Consider the following 18,414-nt stretch of genomic DNA (forward strand, 5'->3'; position numbering starts at 1 on the left):
AAAGAAACCACCTCTGACCTGCGGTTTCCCACCTTGTACCCAGCGAATCGACGAGTACGTGCCCTTAGGGAATGTCGCTGAGCAGATCAGCGGTCAGGACGGTACGCGAAGGCAATCCCAATTTGCGCAGTGCTCGTCCGACGTGGATCTCGACCGTCCTCGGTGAGAGGAACAGCCGCTCCCCGATCTCCCGGTTCGTCAGGTTCTGGGCGGCGAGCCGGGCGACTTCGAGCTCTCTCGGGGACAACGCTTCGCCGTAACCTTTGCGCCCGCGCCGGGGCATCTCCGGATCGCAGCGGCGCAACGAACGACGGCAGCGCAGCGCGTCCACGGCGGCACCGAGGCTCGCGTACGTCGTCTCCGCGGTGGTGAAGGAAGCGACGGCACGCTCCCGCACCCCGGCTTCGGAAAAACATCCGGCGGCGAGTTCGTCGGCGTAGGCGGCGAAATACGGGAGTGGCAAGGCGCTGTAGGCCTGCGCGGCGCCCAGCAGCAGTTCACCGGCGGCCAATGTCTCGCCACGCGCCTGCGTGAGCATGCCCCGGCACAGCAGCGCCGACGCGTTCGCGACCGGCGCGTCCTTGCCGTCGATGCCTTGCCGGTACTCCGCCAGCAGCTCTCGCGCCTCGACGTGCTGCCCCAGCCCGAGCATGGTGCGCACGGCGAACGGCATCAACTCGGCCGCCCAGACCCAGTTGTTCTTGCGGCGCACGGTTTCCAGGCCGAATTCGGCCAGGCGCCGGGCGGCCTGCAGATCCTTGCCCGCCTGATGGACGGCCACCCGCCCCGCGTACGCCGAAGCCTGCACCGGGACACTGCCCGCGGACAGCGCGAACGCCGCGTCGAAATTGCGCAGGGCCGCGGTCGGCCGGTGCTGCCCGTACTCGTACCAGCCGAGCACCAGCAGCGGCTCGGCCGCCAGCGAACTGTCCTTGTCGACCCGCGTCAACATCGCGCGCGCCTTCTCCGCGACGCTCGCCCACTCCCCCATCGCCAGATCCAACCGCAGCTCCGTGCCGTCGGCGAGCGCGTCGAGATAGGGCTGGTGGTCGTCGCGGATCAGCCGCCGCGCGGTCGCGAGGTAGGCCCGCGCGACCGGATAGTGCCCGTTCCACGCCACCGCGTCGGCCAGGTTGATGTAGGTGCGGGCCACCTGACGGCAGACCTCGGCCGACTCCGGGGCCCGCGGCAGATCCGCGATGTCCTCCCAGGCTTCGGGATCGGCGACCTGCATCCGTGCCGAAAGCCGGTTGGCGGCGATCGCGGCGAGCAGCCCGGCGTCGTGTTCCCCCTTGCTGACCTGCTCGGCCTCGTCGAGCCAGCGGAGGTTCTCTTCGACCGGGACGGTCCCGATATGCGGCAGCGCCAACGTCACCAGTCCCCTGGCGAGCAGCGCCTGGCGTCTGCCGAGGTCGGCCGCGCCCAGTTCGATCTCGAGCCTGCCCGCTTCGACCTTGCCCACCTGGTTGATCAGCACCTGTCCGAGGTGGACCCGGATCTCGCCCCGCGCGGCCTTGCTCAGCGGCCATTCGCGCAGGATCTCCCGCAGCAGCCGCACCGTGCCGGCGTGCGCGATACTGCGCGGCAGTTCCCTGCCGAGCCGGACGGCGAACGATTCGCGCGCGTTCCTCGGCAGGTCCGCGTCCCGCAGCGCCGTTTCGAGCAGGCGGCTCGCTTCTTCGGTCCGTCCGTCCTCGATGGCGTTGTCGACCGCGACGCCGGTCCACTGTGTCCACGCGGCGATGTCGCCCGCCAGCCGCGCGTGACGGGCGATGAGCGACGCGAAAGGTTCGGCGTCCGCGGAGAGCCGGGCTGCGGCGCGTGCGTGCATCGCGCAGCGCTGAGGCCCGGGGAGCAACGCGTAGACGGCTTCGGCGATCAGCGGGCTCCCCGAGACATAGCGGCCTCGGCCGAGATCCCGCAGCAGGCCCGCTTCCACGGCTTCGGTTACCGCACCCTCGATCTCCGCGCACGCCGCGACCGCGCCCAGATCCGGCTCCCCGGCGGGCGCGCCCAGCACCGCGGCCGCGCGGACGACATCCCTGGCGGCCGGCCCGATCGCCGCCATCAGCCCGGAAACCCGGCTCCGCACGATCGGCGGCACGGTCGCCGACGCCAGCCGGTCCGCCGAAAGCGCTTCGGCCGTGTCGCCGACGCTCTGAACCAACGCCGTCAGGTCGACGGCGATCCCGGACGTCCGCCGGTGCGCCGCTTCGGCGAAATCCGGCGCGCAGCGGCCGAAGGAGGCGTCCAGCAACGTCCGCACCTGGACGGCGGTGAACGCCGCGAGCGAGAGATGCGCGGCAGTCTCGCGCAACGGCGGGAATCGCCGCGGCCCGCCCGCCGTCGCGCTGACCACCACGCTCAGCGCCGCCGCCGGGGAAGCCGCGAGCCCGCGCAGGAACTCCCAGGTGTCGTCGTCCGCGCAGTGGACGTCGTCGAGTATCAGTACCGCCGGACCGCAGCCGGTCAGCACCTCCCGTACGGCCCGGAACTCCTGCTGCCGGACGGTCTCCGCGTCCGCGTTCTCCGGGAACGGCGGCAGCCACGGCGACCATTCGGGAACGAGCCGCCGCAGGACACCGGTCACCGGGGAGAAGCCGGCCGCGTGGGCGGCGGCCACGGCGCTCTTCTCGAGCAGCGCGTCGACCAACGGCGCCAGGCGGCAAGGCCGGGAGAACGAACCGCAGCGGGCGGACCACACCACACGCGAGGCGAGCACGGGATGGGCGGCCAGTTCTTCGAGCAGCCGGCTCCGGCCCACCCCCGGTTCGCCCTCGACAACGGCGACCGACGGCGGGCGCGAGGCGACGCGCACCAGTTCGGCCAATTCGGTGTCGCGGGCCACGAACACCGGTGCCGTACCGATCGTCGGCATGCTCGGGACCATACCGAGCGGACACCCGCCGAAAGGCGGGAACACGAACAGTGACCACGAGCCGCGCGCTTTCCGCTGGTCCACACCACCGGAGTCACGACTTCACCGCACTGTTAACTCGATCGGGCGACGACGACCTGCGGTGACACCGACCCCCGCATCGGCAATACGGACCCTTAGGTATTGCCGCGAACCTTGCCATGTGACCACCAGAGGGTGAATCTCAGACTGTTCGCAGTGCCCCTCTGTTACCTCGCCACAGCGCAACTCCCCCGCACGCGCCGGTCTGCCACCCAGTCGGGTAGCCGAAGTCCCCACCTGTCCCTTACGGGTGGCCGCCGCGCTTGCTTCGCGTTCGACCATCCAGTTAGGAGTGTTCCGACGGTGAAAACCTCGTTCAGGCGCGGGCTGGCCACGGCCTGCGCCGGTGTCGCCGCGCTGGTCGCCCTGCAGGCGCCCGCCACCGCGGCACCCGCCATCACGGCGGCCACCACGATCCCGATCACCATGCAGGCGCAGGAGAAGAGCAACTGGTGCTGGGACGCCAGTGGCAACACGATCGCCGCCTGGTGGGGTCACTCCCTCACCCAGACCAAGTTCTGCCAGGTCGCGCACAACGAGTCCGGTTCGGACTGCGCGAACAACCAGGGCTACCTGAGCGATCAGCAGCGCGTGTTCCGCTGGCTCGGGTTCAGCAACGTCGGCACCTACAGCTCCTCGGGGCAGACGCTGAGCTTCGCGTCGATCAAGAGCCAGGTCGACGCGCGGCAGCCGATCGGCACGCGGATCGGCTGGCGCAACGGCGGCGGCCACATGCACGTGCTCTACGGCTACGACAACACCAATGGCGCGACGACGGTGTACTACGGCGACCCGTGGGGCTCCAGCCCCCGTTACAACCAGATGAGCTACAACGCCTACCGGTCCAACAACTCGTTCACCTGGACCCACACCGTCTACGGGATCAAGGACTGAAACCATGAAGCGAACCTTCCTCGGCGCCACGATCCTCGCCCTCGGACTGTCGCTGGCGCTCGGCGGCCAGTCCTCCGCGGCCGACGCCCCCAGCGGCGCGCCCACCGCCGCCGACCTCGCCGCGGTGTCCACAGTGGTCACCAGCGACGCGACCACCCAGCGGCTCGCCAAGGCGCAGTTCCCCGGCGCCGTCAAAGCGGACACGGCCCTCGCGGCCAAGACCGCCAAGGCCGATCCGCGGACACCGGTGGCGGTGTACCAGCCGACCGCCGCCTTCATCGCCGGCACCTCCACCGTCCCGGCCGAGCTCGCCTATGTCGCCACCCCGGCGACCCTGGGCAACGGTGACGCCGCGACCGTGTGGTCGCAGCGTGAGGGTTCGGGCTGGTCGGTCTACAACGTCGCCTCGGGTGACGTCGAAAAGCGCCTCGCGGCGCAGGTCGGCAAGGGCTACCTCCTGAGCGAACCTCAGGCGGGTGCCTGGTACGCCGTCGACGGGGACACCGTGACCGTCCTCGACGGCTCGTCGGTGGCGAAGACCGGCGAGAAGATGTCGCTCGCCGCCTACCGCGAAGCCCTGCAGAGCCGCTACGGCGACAAGCTGCCCGGCTCGACGTACGACCGCACCGGTGCCGCCGGTGGTTACGGTGCCGCCCCGGTGGGCGACACCGACGTGCCGTGGTGGCCGTACGCGCTCGGCGCGGTCTTCCTCGCCGCCGCGGGCACGGCCGTCACGCTGCGGCTCCGCAAGCAGTAAGCGCCAGGGGTGCCGGGACCGCGCGGGGTCCCGGCACCCTACGCGAACGTGTAGTCCTCGATGGGGAAGCTCTGCGCCTCCTTGATGGCGTTCAGCGTCGAGGACGGCCGCAGCAGGGTCGCCTCCCCGTGCGGGTTGAAGTAGTAGCTGTTCGCCGGGGCGCAGTTCCCGAGCGTGAAGATCGAGTCGCCGAGGCGTTCGGTCATCCGGTCGAGGAACGCGTCGTTCGCCTCCTGCGTCACCTCGAACTCCGTCGCGCCACGCCGCCGCATCGCGCCGAAGAGCCGGTCCATATGCCGCATCTGCGTCTCGATGGTGGTGAAATAGGACAGTCCCGAGTAGGAATACGGGCTGTTGAGCGAAATGAAGTTGGGGAACTTCGGGATCGCGACGCCCTCGTAGGCCTGGAAACGGTTCTCCCGCCACCACTTCCCGAGATCCCGGCCGTCGCGTCCGATGATCTCGATCGCCGGGAAGTTCGCCTCCCACAGGTCGAATCCGGTCGCCAGCACCAGGACGTCGATGTCCCGCCGCCGCCCGTCCGTGGTCTCGATGCCGCTCTCGTCGATCTTCGCGATCGACGTCGTCTCCAGGTGCACGTGGTCCTTGGTGAAGGCCGGGTAGTACTCGTTGGAGAACGTCGGGCGCTTGCAGCCGAACGAATAACGCGGCGTCAGTTCCGCGCGCAGCCCCGGATCCCGCACCTGACGGCGCAGATGCGCCTGGCACCACAGCTTGCCGAGCCGGTTGGCCATCGGGAGCTGCTTGTAGTGCAGCACACCGGAGACCATCATCAGCTCCAGCAGCGCGGTCCCGGTCAGCCGGGCGGCCCGCTGGGTGAACGGGAGCGCGGCGAACGCGCGCCGGACCGCCTTCGGCACCGGGAAGTCCAGTTTGGGGCTCACCCAGATCGGCGTCCGCTGGTACACGGTGAGGTCCCGCGCGACCTTCGCGATCTCGGGGATCAGCTGGACCGCGGTCGCGCCGGTGCCGATCAGCGCGACGCGTTTGCCCGCGAGGTCGTACTCGTCGTCCCAGGCGGTGGTGTGGATGACCTTGCCGCCGAAGGTGTCAATCCCGGCGATGTCGGGTTTCTTAGGCTGGGAAAGGAATCCCGTCGCGGTGAGGAGATACTTGGCGGTGACCGGTTCGCCGTCGGCGAGCGAGACCTTCCAGTGCGCGTCCGCCTCGTCCCAGACCGCGCCGGTGACCACCGAACCGAACCGCATGTAGCGCCGCAGCCGGTACTTGTCCGCGACGTGCTCGGCGTACCGCTTGAGCTCCGCGCCCGGCGCGAAGAGCCGCGACCAGTGTGGATTCGGTTCGAACGAGTACGAGTAGGTGGCCGACGGGATGTCGACGGCCAGCCCGGGATAGCGGTTCACATGCCAGGTGCCGCCGAGGTCGGACTCGCGTTCGAGGATGAGCAGGTTGTCGTAGCCGAGCCGGTTGAGCTGGATCGCCGCGCCCATCCCGCCGAACCCGGCCCCCACGACGACGGCGTCGTACTGCGTGGTCATGCGTTTTCCTCCCGGTGGGTGTCCTGGTCGAGGCGGGCGCGGTAGCCGTCCCGCTCGGGTGAATCGGGGCGCAGGGCCCGGTCGTCCCGTATCAGCCGCCGGAACGCGTTGAGCGCCGGTTCGGGGGTCACGTTCGCGAGGGTGGCGAGCGCGCCGACGTAACCGGGCACGGCGATCTCCGCGGCCCGGGTGCGGACGGAATCCACCACGGCGTCGGCGATCCGGCCCGGTTTCACCTTCGGGATCGGCCGCATGTCGAGCCCGGACGCGAGCGCGGTGTCGACCGCCGACGGCAGCACGGCCGAGACGCTCACGCCGTGCGGCGCGTACTCCAGCCGGGTCGCCGCGGTCAGCCCGACGACGGCGAACTTGCTGGCGTTGTAGATCGCCAGCCCTTTCACCGGGAACTTCCCGGCCAGCGAAGCGACGTTGACGATGTGCCCGCGCCCGCGTTCCAGCATGCCGGGCAGCGCCAGCCGCATGCCGTGGACGACGCCGAAGACATTGACCTCCATCGTCGCCCGGTTCAGCGCGTCGGAGAGATCGAGGAAGCCGCCGTTCGGCATGATCCCGGCGTTGTTGACGAGCACCGCGAGCGGTCCGTTCGCCTGTTCTGCCTCGCCGAGGAACGTGGCGAACGACGCCGGATCGGCGACGTCCAGATGATGCGCGGTACCGCCGATGTCTCCGGCGGTCCGTTTCGCGGCTTCGAGGTCGAGGTCACCGATCGAGACGCGCGCGCCGAGGGCGGCCATGCGTTCGGCGGTCGCGCGGCCGATGCCCTGCCCCGCGCCGGTGATCGCCACGTGCGCGCGAGCGAGGTCAAGGTCCGGGTATTTGGTCATGCGCGTACTCCTTCTCGTTCGAAGGCTTCGGCGACCAGACCGGGCGCCGTCCTCGACGCCGTGGCGAGCACGTGCTCCCGGCGCCGTCCGTCCATGAAGTTCGCGCCCATGGCGGCGAGATCGGCGGGCCCCGGCTCGATCCGCACCACTCGGACACCGGCCGCGCGCAGTCGTCGCACCTCGTCGTCGACCCGCCTGGTCATCGCCGTCCGCAGCAGCCGTTCCAGCCGGGCCGCACCGCGGGCCGGTGCGCCGCCCTCGCTGCTCATCGGCGCGATCAGCACGACCTCGCCGACGTCGTGACCGAGCAGGAGATCGGCCGAGGTCGGGGAGACCGTGCCGCCGTCGAGCAGCGGCCGTCCGTCCACAACGGACGGCGGGAACCAGCCGGGGATCGCCCACGACGCGGCGATCGCCTCACCGAGCCCGGCGGGCGGCGCGTCCGGGGAGCCGAGCGCGATCCGCTTCCCCGTCAGGTCCGCGGCCATCAGCCAGGTCGCGGGATGCGGGACCCAGCCACCGGGCGCCAGCGCGTCCCCGAGCTCGCGAAGCCAAGTCGCGTCGCCCCGGCCCCGGGGCAGAAGACCCGCGAGACCGGCGAGCGTGTCGACGTCCCGGCGCAGCGCGGCCCGGACCAATCCGGCCGCCGGCCAGCGCGGGGACGGAACCGGCGGAAGCCTGTCCGGCACCCGCCGGACGTGCGCGGCGACGACGGTGTCGCCACCGGGTGTGCCCGCCACCGCGTCGAGGATCGCCTTCGCTGGGATGCCCGCCCCGAGCATGGCCACCGCCTCGGCGCCCGCCGACGTGCCGACCAGGACGTCCGCCTCCCGCGGATCCCAGCCGGCCTCGGCGTGCAGCGCGCCGAGGACCGCGGCCGTCCAAGCGAACCCCAAGGTCCCGCCGCAACCGAGCACCAGCGCTCTCGCGGAATGACGTGTCATTTCCGGAACGGTATGTCATTTGAACGCGTCAGGCAATAAGCTGGCGGAATGACGACGGAGATCCCGGTCAGCAGGGCCGCACGGAAGAAGCAGGAACTACGGCGCGAGATCGTGGAGACCGCGTTCGACTGCTTCGCCGAACGGGGCTACCACGCGACCGGCATCGCCGACATCGCCGCCCGGCTGGGCATCGGGCACGGCACCTTCTACCGGTACTTCCAGAACAAGCGGGACATCGTGGACCACGTCATCACGGACCTGGTCGAGAAGGTGGTCGGTGCGCTGGCAGCGGACAACGCGCCGGACGCGGTCAACAGCCTGGCCGAGTACCGCAAGCAGAGCGCGCGGATCGGCGACGCGCTCGCCCGGATCTTCGGCAGTGACCCGCGGATGGCCCGGTTCCTCCTGCTCGAGGCGGCGGGTATCGACGCCGAGATGCGGGAACGGGTGCTGGACTTCTACGAGACCGCCGCCGGGCTGACCGCGGGCTATCTGCACCACGGCGTCCGCCTCGGGTATCTGCACGAGGACCTGGACGTGGACTCCACCGCCCGCGCGATCAACGGGATGATCCTCGCGTCGGTGCTGTCCGAACTGCGCGATCCTTCACCGGAGCGGCAGGCCGCGATGAGCCGGGCGGTCCGCCGGGTGATGTACGACGGGATCGCGACACACCAGTAAGCGGGGTCTGGGCGATACTGGTGCCACGCTTATGGAACAGGGTCCGGACAGCCGGGTCTAGCGCCTGAAACGCATACCGGCACCGACGAAAACGAACCTTCACGGATTCCGCAGGGTGTGGCTGGGCGGTTCGCCGAACGCCGCACGGTACTGCGCGCTGAACCGGCTTCCGTCCAGGAAACCCCACTTCGCCGCGACACTCGTCACCGTCGTGCCGTCGCCGGGCGCGGCGGCACGGAGGTCCGCTCTGGCCAGGTCGAGCCGGATCCGGCGCAGGTAGGCCATGGGCGTGGTGTCCAGATGTCGCCGGAACGCCAGTTGCAGGGCCCGCACCGAGACCCGGCAGGCGCGCGCGATGTCGGCGACACCGAGGTCGAGGTCCGGATTCGCCTCCAGGAAGGCGACCGCGCGGCGCACCGTGTCCGGGACGGCGTCGCGGCGGTCGCTCGGGCGCTCTTCACCCCTGCCCGTGGTGAAGGTGTCCAGTGCCATGGCGGCCATCAGCCTGCCCGCCGCGCCGAGTACCAGCGGGCCGTTCTCCACGTCCGGATCGGTGAACAAGGCGGTCATGTAGTCGACCGTCCGGCTCCATCGCCGGGCCTTCTCCGGGCACACCGGCTCGTAGCACAACCGCTCCACCACGGGTTCCGGGTCGATTCCGCCGAACAGCGAGAGGTCGATCCCGGTGATCTGCAGCCGCGTGCCGTGCAGCCCCGTCCGGTACTCATGGCCGGGATGCGGGCCGACGAACACGTCTCCCGGGCCGAGCCTGCGGTCGCTGACCCCGTCGTCGAGCTCCTGTTCACCGCCCAGCACCCGCAACAGCACCACCCTGCCCAACGGCTGGACGAGGACCTCCGTGGTCAGCGTGTTGTGCAGGAAGTCGAAATGCACGTCCCCGAGATCACAGCGGTTGTGCTCGAAACGGTAGCTCTCGACGCTGCCGCGGACCCGCAAACGATTGTCCCGGTACGCCTCGGCGAGCAGGGCACACGCCTGTTCCGGATCGGTGGTCGCGAATTCCGTCACCTTCGGTTCGTGCACGCCGACCACGCCTCCTTTCCGTTCGCCCGTAACGAAAAGTCCGCCCGCCGGAACGCTACCGCCACCCGGCGGGCGCTACCAGGGCCGTCGGCGTCGTCCGGTTGGTCGGAATGGCTCACTCGCGCGCTGGAGGATCGCCCTGGGAAGCCTCGGTCATGTGGCTATCATGAGCGGTCGCCGCGCTCGCCTCGAAAACCTGGGGTGGTCACCGGGATCGTCACGGTCGACCTGCTGGAAAGCGCCGCCGAACGGCGTCCGTCCGCTGGTCCGCGAACGGCTCCGGGCGGCTCTGGGAAGACCGAACAGGAGAAGAATGAGCTCGCTCCCCCGCACCGGCCACGCCGTCGCCGCCGACGGCACCCGGCTGGCCTACCAGTGGCACGGCACGGGCCTGCCGCTCGTGCTGCTGGCCGGGCAGGCGAACGACCACACCTGGTGGGACCGCACGCGCGGGGATTTCCCGAGCACGATCACCATGGACTATCGCGGCACCGGCGCCAGTGACGCGCCCGATTCCGCTTACTCCACAACGGGTTTCGCGGACGACGTGATCGCGGTGCTCGACGAGCTCGGGGTCGGCGAGGCCGACGTCTACGGCACCTCGATGGGCGGGCGGGTCGCGCAATGGGTCGCCGCGCGGTATCCCGATCGGGTGCGGCGGCTGGTGCTCGGCTGCACCACGCCGGGCGGCAAGCACGGCGTCGAGCGATCGAACGACGTGCGGCTGGCCCTGGCGCGACGATCCTCGGTGGAGGCTCGCGAGACGCTGACGGACTTGATGTACACGCCCGCCTGGCGCGCGGCGAATCCCGGTCCGTACCGGGTGCTGGGCGCGCACGGTATGCCGCCGCACGCGGTGCGCGGGCATCTCGTCGCGAGCAACAGCCACGACGCCTGGGACGTACTTCCGAAGATCGGCGCGCCCACGCTGATCCTGCACGGCGACGACGACCTGCTCGCGCCCGTGACGAACGCGCCGTTGCTGACGGACCGGATTCCCGACGCGCGGATGCATCTCTTCGCCGGCGCGCGGCACGCGTACTTCGACGAATGCCGCCCTGTATCGAGTGACCTGGTGAGCGACTTCCTCGGGTAGACCGTCGCCTGCGGGGTATGTGCCTATCGCGGCTTTCTCGTCTTCGCGGTGGGTTTCTGGCGGCTGGCTCCTGGGCCTCTACGCGGACGAGTTCGGCCGCCGGGCGGCACACCTTTCCGAGGTCTTTGGCAAGGCCTGGGCGACAGTGGTGGCTGTTGCGGTAGCCGAATTCTGGCAAGGACAGACCGGTGGCGCGGGGCCTTGGGGAGTTGCCATATTTCGGTAACGGGCAGGCGGCAGTGGCGATGCTTGGAGTCCTGTTCGCGCTGGCAAGGGTTGCCGAATTCCGACGACGGCGACCCGACGGCGTCCTCACGAGATGCGCGACCGCGTGTTGAGCTGTAGCCGGATTTCGGCGACAGCGGTCCCGGCCGAAGGAAGCTGCGTGAGGACCTCCTCGGAGTTGAGCCGTGGTCGTTTTCCGGCAACACAACCGTTGGGAATACAACATCGTGGTCGTTTTCCGACCACGGCTCAGAACGGTGGCGGTTCCTCGCCACGGGGTTCGTGCAATGGCGGAGGCGAGCTGTCGTAACTCTGCCCCGTGGGCGTGGTGATCGTCAGAGTCCCGTCAGAAGCCAACCGGTAGTTCCACCCAGGCTCGTCCTTCAACCGATGATCACGGCGGCACAGATCGATCAGCTCGGTATCCGACGTATGGCCGCCGTGTTGCCACGGCAGCGAATGATCGAGGTCGCAGGCCTGGGCCACACGATGACACCCGGGTCTTCGGCATTCTCTGTCTCGCACCCGCACGAACTCGTCGAGCCCGGCGGTGGGTCGGTAGCGGTTCCGGCCGAGGTCGAGGACCTGTCCTGAGAGTGGGTCGGCGATGATCCGCCGCAGCACAGTATTCGAGCCACCAGCGATCTCCCGGGCCAGCGACGCCGGAATGTGCCCATGCCCGGCCATCTCCGCGGGATCATCGTTCAACCCCAAATACGTCTGAAGGTCCATGTAGAGGAACACTTCGGACCGTTCACTCTTCCCGCCCTGACCACCCAGCAGAAGATCAAGGGCGACATCCGCACGCAACTGATCCAGGGTGCGCGTTTCCCCGTCGGCTCGCAGGGCGCGGGCTTCGCGGTCGATGCGGGTGTAGGCGGCGGCCACCTTTTCGACGGGCCCGTCTTCGACTTCGATGGACGCCACGCCGGTGTCGCCCTGTCGCACGGTCAAGCGGCGCCCGCCGCGGTTGCGTTCGGCACGGCGGGAGGCACCGTCACGGTCGGCCATCATCGCCGCATGGTTGGCCGCTTTCCGGATCTGATCGGAGTTCCGATTCGGGATCCGATCCTCCAGGACCGCGTCCACCGCACGGGCGTCCTCATCCGAGAGCCAGGCAGTGGCTGCCGCGACTTTCATCGCCCCATAGCCGCCCACCTTCCCCTGATCGAGCAACCCCAACGTGCGCGGCAGCCGAGTCGTCAACGCCTCAGCCGTCGAGACCAGCCCGGCAGCATGTCCGTCCACAACGGACAGAGCGAACGCGACCTCCTGCACCACGCTGGAGGCACCATCACGATGGCGGCTTAAACGACCTAAAGCACGGAACCGGACAGCCTCCAAGCGTGCGATGCCCTCCGACGCAGCGATGGCGGCATCCACGGCATCCTGATCCCCCAACGAATCCAGCGAAGCATTAACCTCCCGCAAAACTTCCGACGAGGTGATTTCCTTCAATAGCGCCACAGTGGCGTTGACTGTGTCCACACGCAGAACGTACAACCGACCACCGACAGTTTCTGAAACCGTTACACAGCAACACTAATCGACATCAAGCAACCCCTGGGCACCATTCTCCAGCCGCCGAGCGAACTCAACCGATCGCGGCAGCATCGTCGCCTCATAAACCCCGACAGCCTCACCCAAACTGGCCGAGCCGGCCAACGCCAGGGCGAGTTCGCAAGCGTCGAGCATCGCCAAGTTGACCCCGACACCCAGCGGCGGCATCAGGTGAGCGGCATCGCCGAGCAGGGTCACCCACGGCTTGTGCTCCCACGTATGCGGGACCGGCAGCGCGAACAACGGCCGATCGACATATGGCCCGTCGTTGTCGGTGATCATCCGCAGCAACGACGGCGACCAGCCGGAGAACGCTTCGAGTAGCCGACCTCGGACGTCACCACCCGACCCGGCCCAGTCCGCGGGCATCCGCTGGACGATGTAGACCCGGATGTGGTCGCCGCTGTTGCGCTGCGCGAACAGACACCGCTCGCCGTCGGCCGCCATCGCGCTGCCCTGGCCGACGAGTTCGGCGAGTTCGGGATGCGCGTTCCGGACATCGTCGAACCACGCCTCCAGGAAGGTGACCCCGACGTACTCGGGCACGGCCGCCGAAACCGCCGGGCGCACCCGCGACCACGCGCCGTCGGCGCCGATGATCAGGTCCGTCTCGACCGTCTCCCCATCCGTGAATCGAAGAAGCCCAGGAGCCTCGACCCGGTCCAGGGTCCGTCCCCACTGGACAGTGTCCGGCTTCAGCGAGTCGAGAAGCAGACCACGCAACTGACCGCGGTCGATCTCCGGTTTGAACAGCTCCCCCTCGGCCGGGACATGGTGCGCCAAGAGCCGTCCGGCGGGATCCAGTTTGCGCATCTCCTGCCCTTCCGGGCGGGCGAGCGCGAAGAACTCGTCGAGGAGGCCGGCTTCGCGCAGGGCCAACTGCCCGTCGTCCGCGTGCAGGTCGAGGGTGCCGCCCTGGTTGCGAGCTGCGGGATGGGGGTCCCGGTCGTAGACCGTCACGGGAATGCCGTGCTGTTGAAGGATGCGGGCGCAGGTCAGGCCGCCGGGACCCGCTCCGATGATGCTGATCGTCATGCGTCCAGAAAAGCAGAACGAGTTAAAAAGTGCAACGAGTCAACTTAGTGACTGCGACAACCCATGCGATAGAGTGCGCCCATGGAGACACCGGGACGGCGTGAACGCAAGAAGGCGGCCACCCGCCAGGCACTGGCGGACGCCGCGCTGAACCTGTTCCTGGAGCGCGGCTACGACCAGGTCAGCATCCGCGACATCGCCGAGGCGGCCGACGTCTCGACGACGACGCTGTTCAAGCACTTCCCCGGCAAGGAAGCGCTGGTCTTCGACGAGTCGGCAGACCGCGAGGCACGCCTTGTCGCCGCCGTCCGGGAGCGCGAAGAGGGCCAGAGCATCGTCGAGGCGTTGCGCGCCTACGTGCTCGCCACCTGGCTTCCGCTCACGACGCACCCCCAGTACGCCGAGTTCACCGCGCTGGTGAGCGGCACCCCGGCACTGCAGGAGTACGGCGAGCGCATGTGGACCCGGCACGCCGCGGCCCTCGGCGCCGCCATCGCCGAGGAGACCGGCGTGAGCTCCGAAGACATCGCTTGCCGCGCGCTCGCCCGCTTCGTATTGGACATCCCGGCCCTCACCCGAGGCCGAAAGGATCCGCGAGAGGACGTCGAGAGGATCTTCGATCTCCTCGAAGCGGGCTGGCGCTAGTCCTCTTCGGGGCGAGAGCCGCGCAGCGAGCCCGGATGTGCCTTCGCGGACGGGTCTTTGCGGGTCTTGAGCAGGCTCGCCACCGTCACCACCACGAGGATGCCGATGATCACCGCGAGGCTGACCGGCGTCGAGATCTCCGGAACGCTTTCGTCGATGTCCACATGTGCCCAGTGCAGGATCAGCTTGATCCCGATGAACCCGAGGATCACCGCGAGCCCGGCGGACAGGTACACCAGGCGATCGAGCAGGCCCTTCACGAGGAAGTACAGCGCCCGCAGGCCCAGCAGGGCGAACGCGTTGGCCGCGAAGACCAGATACGGCTCGTCGGTGACACCGAAGACCGCGGGGATCGAGTCCAGCGCGAACAGCAGGTCGATCCCGCCGATCGCGAGCAGCACCACGACCAGCGGCGTGCCAACGCGCTTTCCCTCGACCCGGGTGAACAGCTTGCCACCGTCGTACTCGGTCGACAGCGGCAGCAGACGGCGCGCGGTCCGCACCACCACGTTGTTCTCGACGTCCGGGTCCTCGTCGCGATGCCGGAACAGCTGGACACCGGTGTAGATCAGCAGCAGCCCGAACAGCAGGAACATGAAGGAGAACAAGGAAAGCAGCGTCGCGCCGAGGGCGATGAAGATCGCGCGCATGATCAGCGCGACGACGATGCCGAACGTGAGCACCTTGTGCTGGTGTTCCTCGGGGACCGCGAAGGTGCTCATGATGATCACGAAGACGAAGAGGTTGTCGACCGACAGGCTCTTCTCCACGATGTAACCCGCGAAGTACTGCTGCCCGAAGTCACCACCGTGCGCCAGCGTCAGCCAGACACCGAACGCCACCGCGACCAGGATGTAGCCGATCGACCAGGCCACCGCCTCGCCGAAGCCGACCTTGTGCGGCCGCACGGCCGCGAGGATGAGATCGAGCGCCAGGAGCCCGAGCACCAGCCCGATCGTGACGATCCAGGTGAGGGCATCGATCTGGAGCATCCGGACCCTGTCTTTCCTTCGACGGCAGGTGCCCAGATCTTATGTGCGACTCCCCCGCTCCGCATTCGCATGACCCGGGGCCGCGTCCAGCAACGCGGCGAGCACGGTCTTGAGCAACGGATGATCCGCGCTCCCCCGCCGGACGGCGGCGAACACCCGGCGCAGCGGCGGTTCGCCGCGCAACGGGACGGCCACCGCACCGGGAACCGCCGTGAAAGCGTTACGCGGCACCAAGGCCACCCCCTCGCCGGCGGCGACCAGGGTGGTGATCGCGTGGAAATCGTCGGAGACGTGCCGGATCTCCGGGTTGGCGCAGACGATCATCAGCACGTCACGGCAGGGATTCCCGGGTTTCGGCGCGATCCACTCGTCGTCGGCGAGGTCGTCGATGTCCACTTCGGACGCCCCGGCGAGCCGGTGCGCGGTGGGCAGCACGACGTCGAAGGGCTCCACGTACAACGGGAACCGGGTGAGCCTGCTTTCATCCGTCCGTGGCGAGAGCCGGTACTCCTCGGTGATCGCCAGATCGACCTCGCCGTCGAGCAGGAGCGGGATGCTCGCGTGCCCCTCGACGTCCTGCACCTGCATGGTGACCCCGGGCGAACCGGCACGCAGCGAAGCGATCGCGGGCGCCACGACCATCGTGATCGCGGAGGCGAAACTCGCCAGCCGCACCATGCCCTGGACACCGGAATCGAGCGCGGCGAGGGTCGCCTGCGCCCGTTCCAGTTCGGCGGCGACGGCGTTGGCGTGCACCACCATCAATTCACCCGCCGGGGTCAGCGAGACCCGCCTGCCCCGGCGGCGGAGCAGCTGCTGGCCGCACTCGGCTTCGAGGGCGGCCAGCTGCTGGGAGACCGCGGACGGCGTCAGGTGCAGCGCCTGGCCCGCCGCCGTCACGGTGCCGTGGTCGGCGAGGGCCCGCAGCACGCGCAGCCGTCGCGGATCGATCATTCGTCCATCATGGACCTTGCCGTCACGAACGCGTCGACGGCCCGGTTGACGTCGTCGGTCGAATGCGCGGCCGACATCTGCGTGCGGATCCGCGCCTTGCCGTGCGGCACCACCGGGTACGAGAAGCCGATCACGTAGATGCCCTGGTCGAGCAGCAGATCCGCCATCTTGCCCGCCTTGGCGGCGTCACCGATCATCACCGGGATGATGGGGTGCTCACCCGGGAGCAGATCGAAACCGGCCTCGGTCATCCGGCGCCGGAACAGCTCGGTGTTGGCGCGCAGCTTGCCCAGCAGGTCGCTGGAGGAGTCCAGCAGCTCCAGCGTGGCGAGCGCGGCCGCGGTGATCGACGGCGCCAGCGAGTTCGAGAACAGGTACGGCCGTGAACGCTGGCGCAGCATCTCGACGATCTCCGCGCGGCCCGAGGTGTAGCCGCCGCTCGCGCCGCCGAGCGCCTTGCCGAGCGTGCCGGTCAACACGTCGACCTTGTCCTGCACGCCGAACAGCTCGGGCGTACCGCGACCGGTCGGACCGGTGAAGCCGACGGCGTGCGAGTCGTCCACCATCACCAGCGCGTCGTACCGCTCGGCCAGCTCGCAGATCTCGTCGAGCGGGGCGAGGTAGCCGTCCATCGAAAAGACGCCGTCGGTGGCGATCATCCGGTACCGCGCGCCGGACGCCTCCTTCAGCCTGGCCTCCAGATCCGCGACGTCACGGTTGCGGTAGCGCATCCGCTTCGCCTTGCAGAGCCGGACGCCGTCGATGATCGACGCGTGGTTGAGCTCGTCGGAGATGATGACGTCCTGATCGGTCAGCAGCGTCTCGAACAGCCCGGCGTTGGCGTCGAAACAGGAGCTGTAGAGGATCGTGTCCTCGGTGCCGAGGAACTCCGACAGCTTCGCCTCGAGTTCCTTGTGCGGCTGCTGGGTCCCGCAGATGAACCGCACCGACGCCATACCGAAGCCCCAGCGGTCCAGCGCCTCTTGCGCGGCCTTGATCAGCTTGGGGTGGTCGGCGAGACCGAGGTAGTTGTTGGCGCAGAAGTTGAGGACGTCGCCGTCGCCGACGCTGACCGAAGCCCGTTGCGGTCCCTGGATCACCCGCTCGCCCTTGTACAGCCCGGCTTCCCGGATCTCGGCGAGCCCGGCCTTGAGGTCGTCGCGCATCGCGCCGTACATCAGTTCTCCGTCCAGTCCAGAATGACCTTGCCGCAGCGGCCTTCCCTGGCCGTCGCGAACGCCTTCTCGTATTCGGTGTAGCCGAACCGGTGGGTGATCACCGGCGAGATGTCCAGCCCGGCCTGCAGCAGGACGGACATCGAGTACCAGGTCTCGAACATCTCGCGCCCGTAGATCCCCTTGAGCTGGATCATCTTCAGCACCACGGACGCGATGTCGACCGACACGTCGGAAGCGGGAAGGCCGAGCAGCGCGACGCGCCCACCGTGGGACATGTTCGCGATCATGTCGCGCAGCGCTTCGGGCCGCCCGCTCATCTCCATGCCGACGTCGAAGCCCTCGGCCATGCCGAGCTTCTGCTGCGCGTCGGCGATGGTCGCGGAGGAGACGTCCAGCGCGAGGTCGACGCCGACCTTGCGGGCCAGTTCCAGGCGGTGCTCGCTGACGTCGGTGACGACGACGTTGCGCGCGCCCGCGTGCCGCGCGATGGCGGCGGCCATGATGCCGATCGGGCCGGCGCCGGTGACCAGCACGTCCTCGCCGATGACGGGGAAGGACAGCGCGGTGTGCACGGCGTTGCCGAGCGGGTCGAAGATCGCGGCGATGTCGAGGTCGACCTTGGTCCGGTGCACCCAGGCGTTCATCTCGGGCAGCACGGCGTACTGCGCGAAGGCACCGTCGGTGTGCACGCCGAGGCCCTTGGTCCTGGCGCACAGGTGACGCCGCCCGGCCTTGCAGTTGCGGCAGCTTCCGCAGACGAGATGTCCCTCGCCGCTGACCAGGTCGCCCACCTTGACCGTGGTCACCGACCGGCCGATCTCGACCACCTCGCCGACGAACTCGTGCCCGATGACCAGCGGCGCGGCGATGGTGCGCGACGCCCAGTCGTCCCAGGAGTCGATGTGCAGATCGGTACCGCAGATCCCGGCGCGCAGCACGCGGACGGCGACGTCGCCGGGGCCGACCGCGGGGTCCGGAACGTCGGTGAGTTCCAGCCCGGGTGCTCGGTCGGCTTTGACCAATGCCTTCATGGCGCGAAGTCTGGCCCGCCCGTGCTGTTCAGTCCATCGCGAGTTTCTGAAATC

16 protein-coding genes are annotated in these 18,414 nt (G+C 69.0%); 5 read left to right on the top strand and 11 right to left on the bottom strand.

Annotation, left to right across the window (positions count from 1 at the left end):
• Positions 1-64 precede the first annotated feature (64 nt).
• Positions 65-2,878, bottom strand: a complete 2,814-nt coding sequence (locus AB8M46_RS23855; RefSeq protein ID WP_394361632.1) for a LuxR C-terminal-related transcriptional regulator — start codon at positions 2,876-2,878, stop codon at positions 65-67.
• Between the two features lie 384 nt (positions 2,879-3,262).
• Between AB8M46_RS23855 and AB8M46_RS23860 the strand changes: the two genes are divergently transcribed.
• Entirely contained in the window at positions 3,263-3,853 is a 591-nt protein-coding gene (locus AB8M46_RS23860; RefSeq protein WP_037339625.1) for a papain-like cysteine protease family protein, read from the top strand.
• Positions 3,854-3,857: 4 nt separating this feature from the next.
• Positions 3,858-4,610, top strand: coding sequence for a hypothetical protein (locus tag AB8M46_RS23865; protein WP_394361633.1), 753 nt, complete (start codon positions 3,858-3,860; stop codon positions 4,608-4,610).
• A 38-nt stretch (positions 4,611-4,648) separates the two neighbouring features.
• On the opposite strand, the gene AB8M46_RS23870 is transcribed toward AB8M46_RS23865, so the two are convergent.
• Genes AB8M46_RS23870 through AB8M46_RS23880 form a run of 3 tightly spaced genes read right to left on the bottom strand, consistent with a single transcriptional unit; the run spans position 4,649 to position 7,919 of the window.
• Complete coding sequence (locus tag AB8M46_RS23870) at positions 4,649-6,130, bottom strand: flavin-containing monooxygenase (RefSeq protein WP_394361634.1); 1,482 nt, start codon at positions 6,128-6,130, stop codon at positions 4,649-4,651.
• Positions 6,127-6,975, bottom strand: a complete 849-nt coding sequence (locus AB8M46_RS23875) for an SDR family oxidoreductase (RefSeq protein WP_394361635.1) — start codon at positions 6,973-6,975, stop codon at positions 6,127-6,129. Before AB8M46_RS23875 ends, AB8M46_RS23870 begins: the two co-directional genes overlap by 4 nt.
• Complete coding sequence (locus tag AB8M46_RS23880) at positions 6,972-7,919, bottom strand: patatin-like phospholipase family protein (protein ID WP_394361636.1); 948 nt, start codon at positions 7,917-7,919, stop codon at positions 6,972-6,974. The genes AB8M46_RS23875 and AB8M46_RS23880 overlap by 4 nt, the downstream gene beginning before the upstream one ends.
• A gap of 48 nt (positions 7,920-7,967) precedes the next feature.
• Here AB8M46_RS23880 and AB8M46_RS23885 point away from each other — a divergent pair, with 48 nt between their 5' ends.
• On the top strand, positions 7,968-8,600 hold the full coding sequence (locus AB8M46_RS23885; RefSeq protein WP_394361637.1) for a TetR/AcrR family transcriptional regulator: 633 nt from the start codon (positions 7,968-7,970) through the stop codon (positions 8,598-8,600).
• Positions 8,601-8,699: 99 nt separating this feature from the next.
• Here the strand turns inward: AB8M46_RS23885 and AB8M46_RS23890 are convergent, their stop codons facing one another.
• Positions 8,700-9,644 (bottom strand): helix-turn-helix domain-containing protein, encoded by a 945-nt coding sequence (locus tag AB8M46_RS23890; protein WP_394361638.1) that lies wholly within the window; start codon positions 9,642-9,644, stop codon positions 8,700-8,702.
• Between the two features lie 313 nt (positions 9,645-9,957).
• Between AB8M46_RS23890 and AB8M46_RS23895 the strand changes: the two genes are divergently transcribed.
• Positions 9,958-10,740: an alpha/beta fold hydrolase gene (locus AB8M46_RS23895; protein WP_394361639.1), complete on the top strand. Its 783-nt coding sequence runs from the start codon at positions 9,958-9,960 to the stop codon at positions 10,738-10,740.
• Between the two features lie 474 nt (positions 10,741-11,214).
• Here the strand turns inward: AB8M46_RS23895 and AB8M46_RS23900 are convergent, their stop codons facing one another.
• Both AB8M46_RS23900 and AB8M46_RS23905 read right to left on the bottom strand, forming a co-directional pair.
• Positions 11,215-12,453 carry a DUF222 domain-containing protein gene (locus tag AB8M46_RS23900; RefSeq protein WP_394361640.1) on the bottom strand — a complete coding sequence of 413 codons (1,239 nt, stop codon included), beginning with the start codon at positions 12,451-12,453 and terminating at the stop codon, positions 11,215-11,217.
• Positions 12,454-12,507: 54 nt separating this feature from the next.
• Positions 12,508-13,560 carry an FAD-dependent oxidoreductase gene (locus tag AB8M46_RS23905; protein WP_394361641.1) on the bottom strand — a complete coding sequence of 351 codons (1,053 nt, stop codon included), beginning with the start codon at positions 13,558-13,560 and terminating at the stop codon, positions 12,508-12,510.
• A gap of 81 nt (positions 13,561-13,641) precedes the next feature.
• Between AB8M46_RS23905 and AB8M46_RS23910 the strand changes: the two genes are divergently transcribed.
• The gene (locus AB8M46_RS23910) at positions 13,642-14,205 is read left to right on the top strand and encodes a TetR/AcrR family transcriptional regulator (RefSeq protein ID WP_038511802.1); all 564 of its coding nucleotides are present in this window, start codon (positions 13,642-13,644) and stop codon (positions 14,203-14,205) included.
• On the opposite strand, the gene AB8M46_RS23915 is transcribed toward AB8M46_RS23910, so the two are convergent.
• Genes AB8M46_RS23915 through tdh form a run of 4 tightly spaced genes read right to left on the bottom strand, consistent with a single transcriptional unit; the run spans position 14,202 to position 18,360 of the window.
• Positions 14,202-15,197, bottom strand: coding sequence for a TerC/Alx family metal homeostasis membrane protein (locus AB8M46_RS23915; RefSeq protein WP_394361642.1), 996 nt, complete (start codon positions 15,195-15,197; stop codon positions 14,202-14,204). The two genes, AB8M46_RS23910 and AB8M46_RS23915, sit on opposite strands and share 4 nt — an antisense overlap.
• Before the next feature lie 39 nt (positions 15,198-15,236).
• Positions 15,237-16,151, bottom strand: a complete 915-nt coding sequence (locus AB8M46_RS23920) for a LysR family transcriptional regulator (protein WP_125736136.1) — start codon at positions 16,149-16,151, stop codon at positions 15,237-15,239.
• A complete protein-coding gene (locus AB8M46_RS23925; RefSeq protein ID WP_016335261.1) occupies positions 16,148-17,329 on the bottom strand; it encodes a glycine C-acetyltransferase in 1,182 nt (393 codons plus the stop codon). The genes AB8M46_RS23920 and AB8M46_RS23925 overlap by 4 nt, the downstream gene beginning before the upstream one ends.
• Entirely contained in the window at positions 17,329-18,360 is a 1,032-nt protein-coding gene (gene tdh / locus AB8M46_RS23930; protein ID WP_037339651.1) for an L-threonine 3-dehydrogenase, read from the bottom strand. Before tdh ends, AB8M46_RS23925 begins: the two co-directional genes overlap by 1 nt.
• Positions 18,361-18,414: the final 54 nt, after the last annotated feature.

Source organism: Amycolatopsis sp. SB7-3 (assembly GCF_041021335.1).
Lineage (GTDB): Bacteria > Actinomycetota > Actinomycetes > Mycobacteriales > Pseudonocardiaceae > Amycolatopsis > Amycolatopsis japonica.

Bases quoted from the DNA above. Each gene is read 5' to 3' on its own strand.
- AB8M46_RS23875 (WP_394361635.1), bottom strand. From the start codon at position 6,975: ATGACCAAATACCCGGACCTTGACCTCGCTCGCGCGCACGTGGCGATC.
- tdh (WP_037339651.1), bottom strand. From the start codon at position 18,360: ATGAAGGCATTGGTCAAAGCCGACCGAGCACCCGGGCTGGAACTCACC.
- AB8M46_RS23905 (WP_394361641.1), bottom strand. From the start codon at position 13,560: ATGACGATCAGCATCATCGGAGCGGGTCCCGGCGGCCTGACCTGCGCC.
- AB8M46_RS23920 (WP_125736136.1), bottom strand. From the start codon at position 16,151: ATGATCGATCCGCGACGGCTGCGCGTGCTGCGGGCCCTCGCCGACCAC.
- AB8M46_RS23915 (WP_394361642.1), bottom strand. From the start codon at position 15,197: ATGCTCCAGATCGATGCCCTCACCTGGATCGTCACGATCGGGCTGGTG.
- AB8M46_RS23870 (WP_394361634.1), bottom strand. From the start codon at position 6,130: ATGACCACGCAGTACGACGCCGTCGTCGTGGGGGCCGGGTTCGGCGGG.
- AB8M46_RS23865 (WP_394361633.1), top strand. From the start codon at position 3,858: ATGAAGCGAACCTTCCTCGGCGCCACGATCCTCGCCCTCGGACTGTCG.
- AB8M46_RS23895 (WP_394361639.1), top strand. From the start codon at position 9,958: ATGAGCTCGCTCCCCCGCACCGGCCACGCCGTCGCCGCCGACGGCACC.
- AB8M46_RS23885 (WP_394361637.1), top strand. From the start codon at position 7,968: ATGACGACGGAGATCCCGGTCAGCAGGGCCGCACGGAAGAAGCAGGAA.
- AB8M46_RS23880 (WP_394361636.1), bottom strand. From the start codon at position 7,919: ATGACACGTCATTCCGCGAGAGCGCTGGTGCTCGGTTGCGGCGGGACC.
- AB8M46_RS23925 (WP_016335261.1), bottom strand. From the start codon at position 17,329: ATGTACGGCGCGATGCGCGACGACCTCAAGGCCGGGCTCGCCGAGATC.
- AB8M46_RS23855 (WP_394361632.1), bottom strand. From the start codon at position 2,878: ATGCCGACGATCGGTACGGCACCGGTGTTCGTGGCCCGCGACACCGAA.
- AB8M46_RS23910 (WP_038511802.1), top strand. From the start codon at position 13,642: ATGGAGACACCGGGACGGCGTGAACGCAAGAAGGCGGCCACCCGCCAG.